A 3,554-nucleotide genomic window follows, 5' to 3' on the forward strand; every position below is an offset into this window, starting at 1 on the left:
AGATAAGGAGTTTGGCTGAGTTGACTGAGGTAGATCAGTTCGTCCCATAATTCATACGTTCGGAGAACTTGCAGCAGACGCATGCGACCATATTTGGCGCTGCCCCGTTTTTTGAACGTATTGTATTTCGGATGCTGCGGAAGTGAGATCATGTTTTTGGCGAGGGCAACCGCATCACCGACGCGGCCGATAAAAATAAGGTTACGAATCAGCCATTCATTGTTATGGGCATAGTTGTGAATTTGATCGGGCATGACAGAGTCCCGCATCATGTGCGCGTGGTCGACGCGGGCAGAGGCTTCCTGCTGCCAGACCGCATCTTCATAGCGTTTGAGACGCGAATAAATATGTCCCGGCATATGCCACATGTGAGCGATTCCGGGAGAAGCCTGTCCGCATTTCGCGGCCGAAGTTAACGCGGTTTCCGGCTTGCGGTGATCCCAGAGGTGAATACGGTAATGGTGCGCGGGGTGCATTGGGTTCTTAGCAAAAATATCCTGCAACAGTGCTTCGGCGGCAATATAACTCGTACTGGAAGAGCGGGAGCCGTAAAGATGAACCGCCAGAAACGCTTTTGCTTCCAGGTCATCCGGGTATTCCAGAATCAGATCTTCCATCGCTTTGGTATAGGCATCGTTTCGTTCTTTTGATTTTTTCTTGTCGGCATTGATGTAAGCTTCGAGAGCTTTGATGTACTGCTTTTCGCGCGGGCTGGCTTTGTCGAGGCGTTTCTTTGCTTCTTCTATGAAGCCTTTGGCCCGTTTTTTATTTTTCAGATTGCACATCGCGGCGCCCCAGAACGCCATTGCGCAGTCCGGGTCTAAATTCGCGGCGTGCCGGAAAGATCGCTCTGCTTCCAGATACCAGAAGCCGTGCAATTGTCCTAACCCCTGATCGAGGAATTTCTGTGCCTGGGGATTTTTAACTGTTACATAGAAGTGCACATTGCCGGTCCCACTCATCAGGTAGGCCTGGCGGCGCGGTCCTTCATTAAAAACTTCGCCATGATAGGAATGACCGGCGAGGACTTTGTCGGCCTCTTTGGTATCCTGCTTGACATCGGTCGCTTTTGTTTTGTCGGCGCTCATTGCGATTGAGTTTGACAGGCACAGCAGACCGATTGCTGAAATCGTCAGGAAGCTGACTTTACGGAATGAGGAATGTGGGCTGTGATGCATCATAGTCAACTCTTATGAGCCAGAGGATTCGAGTGAAAAATCGAGGAAAAATTACGCGAACAGTGTTCAATTTTACCGGCGCTGCTTTCCGAATGTCGATAGCTTGGGGCTGATTCGTAGTTCAAATCTCAAAATGTCGCCGATAGTTTCTAAAGGACGAACATCATCAAAATTTCATTTGCCTCCCGAATTTGTACAGTGTAGCATACACGCATTATGCCCCGTGTTGTATTTACCGCCAATCTGGAACGTCATCTCTCTTGTCCTGAAACGATAGTTTCCGGGGATTCGGTGCGAGAAGCATTGGACGCTGTGTTTGAAACACATCAGCAGTTAAAGAGTTATGTGCTCGATGATCAGAGTCGGCTGCGTCAACATATGGTAATTTTTGTGGATGGTAAGACGATCATCGATCGGGTTCACTTGAGTGATGCGATCAGCGAGAATAGTGAAATTTATGTGATGCAGGCACTCTCTGGCGGTTAGCTGAAAACGGATCCTGGGTTCAACGATAACAGATTAAAAGGTGCCTTCATGAGTTCTCAAATTCATATTGCCACGCGTAAGGGTTTGTTTCGCCTTGATCGAAATTCCAATGGTTGGTCGATTGGTCGCTACGATTTTGAAGGTGAGCATGTCTCGATGATGTTGCAGGACCATCGAGATGGAACGATTTTTGCGGCTCTCAATCATGGCCACTTTGGCGTGAAGCTGCATCGCAGTAGTGACTGTGGTGTGAATTGGGAAGAGTGTGCTGTTCCCGTTTATCCGGAAGGTGCAGAGATAGGAGCGGGGCCTTTTTCCACAGACGGAAAACCGAAACCTGCCAGCTTGAGTGAAATCTGGGCACTGGAGCCGGGAGGGGTAGATCAACCCAATCGGCTTTGGTGTGGAACGATTCCCGGCGGATTGTTTCGTTCTGATGATCGTGGCTCAAGCTGGCAATTGGTTGAATCTTTGTGGGATCTTCCCGAACGACAGCACTGGTTTGGCGGGGGTAAAGATGATCCGGGCATCCATTCTATTTGCGTCCATCCAGAGAACAGCCAGCATGTGGCAGTGTCGATTTCCTGTGGTGGAGTCTGGGTGACTGAAGATGATGGAGTGAGCTGGCGCTGTAAAGCCGATGGCATACGGGCTGATTATGTTCCCCCCGATCAGGCCAATGATCCTAATATTCAGGATGTACATCGACTGGTGCAGTCACCGTCCGAGCCTGACTCTTATTGGGCACAACATCACAATGGCGTTTTCCGAACGACCGATGGTGCCAATTCCTGGCAGGAGCTCTCAGGGATAAAACCTTCTGCGTTCGGCTTCGCTGTAGCCGTCCATCCCAAAAAGTCAGATACTGCCTGGTTTGTGCCTGCGATCAAGGATGAGTGTCGGGTGCCCGTGGATGGTCAATTTGTAATAGCGCGCACTACTGATGGAGGAAAGACTTCTGAAGTTCTCACGAAGGGTCTGCCCGGAGCGCATAGCTATGACATCGTCTATCGGCACGCGTTGGACGTTGATGGAACAGGCAACTGTCTCGCCGTTGGTTCGACAACCGGCAATTTCTGGATTTCCGAAGATAGCGGCGATTCGTGGCAGAAAATTTCGACGAATCTGCCGCCCATCTACTGTGTGCGGTTTGCAAAGACCTGAGATCGAAAATCAATCTCGGTTTTTGAGTTCCTGTTCAATGATGCGGGCGGATTCTTTGCCTTGCGCAGTCGCCCCTTGGGCATTGAAATGCACATTGCCCGGTTTGGTCCACCATTCTTTATGATGTGGTTTCGTGAAACCGTAGAGATCATTGACGCCGATTTCAGGATAGTTCTTGAGGACTTTCATAGCGATCTGATTATACTTGGCAGCATCACCGGCAATGCGACCTGCTTCACCTTCCGGCACGGGGGTCGTGGTGACGAAAATCAGTTTTGCCTTCGGTGCCAGTTCTTTGAGGTAAGCAATGATCGAGTTCAAATTCTTTTCATAGTCTTCAGGAGAAATCGCCTGTGTGCCATTCACACGGTCCAGTTTTCTGTCCTTCAAATATTTCAGATCGTGTAGCCCGACATTGAAATGAATGACATCCCAGTCGAAGTCCCAGTGATCTTTGATTTTTTTATCTTGCATCGCGGTGTGCATGTTCTTCATCTTTGTGATGAAAGACGAAGAGTCGCCGCCGTTACAGTACAGACGGTACAGGTTGGCTTTGCCTTTGAGCGCCTCACGTGTCGCACCAGTGTAGGCGATCGAAATGGAATCACCATAGACCAACACGTTTGGGAGCTTTGAATCGTTTTCCACGAACTGAAATGCAGGTCGTTTAAGAGAGCGCGGCGAGCGAACCAGTTTTTTCCAGGCATCCTCGGCTTTCTCTTTGGC

At 49.6% G+C, this 3,554-nt stretch carries 3 protein-coding genes and 1 pseudogene; 2 read left to right on the plus strand and 2 right to left on the minus strand.

All coding sequences use genetic code 11. The features are described 5' to 3' along the window. Nucleotides 1-1,181, minus strand: a pseudogene (locus Q0668_RS22325) (alkyl hydroperoxide reductase); the annotation flags it as partial. A gap of 213 nt (nt 1,182-1,394) precedes the next feature. On the opposite strand from Q0668_RS22325, the gene Q0668_RS22330 reads away from it, so the two are divergent. Both Q0668_RS22330 and Q0668_RS22335 read left to right on the plus strand, forming a co-directional pair. Continuing rightward, a complete protein-coding gene (locus tag Q0668_RS22330) occupies nt 1,395-1,664 on the plus strand; it encodes a MoaD/ThiS family protein (RefSeq protein ID WP_298868743.1) in 270 nt (89 codons plus the stop codon). A gap of 48 nt (nt 1,665-1,712) precedes the next feature. Further along, nucleotides 1,713-2,828: an exo-alpha-sialidase gene (locus Q0668_RS22335; protein WP_298868745.1), complete on the plus strand. Its 1,116-nt coding sequence runs from the start codon at nt 1,713-1,715 to the stop codon at nt 2,826-2,828. Between the two features lie 9 nt (nt 2,829-2,837). Here Q0668_RS22335 and Q0668_RS22340 read toward each other — a convergent pair. Next, a partial coding sequence (locus tag Q0668_RS22340) for an SGNH/GDSL hydrolase family protein (protein ID WP_298868746.1) occupies nt 2,838-3,554 on the minus strand: 717 nt, incomplete at its 5' end.

Origin of the sequence: uncultured Gimesia sp., from assembly GCF_937910335.1 — a bacterium.
Classification (GTDB): Bacteria; Planctomycetota; Planctomycetia; order Planctomycetales; family Planctomycetaceae; genus Gimesia.

Bases quoted from the DNA above. Each gene is read 5' to 3' on its own strand.
- Q0668_RS22330 (WP_298868743.1), top strand. From the start codon at position 1,395: ATGCCCCGTGTTGTATTTACCGCCAATCTGGAACGTCATCTCTCTTGT.
- Q0668_RS22335 (WP_298868745.1), top strand. From the start codon at position 1,713: ATGAGTTCTCAAATTCATATTGCCACGCGTAAGGGTTTGTTTCGCCTT.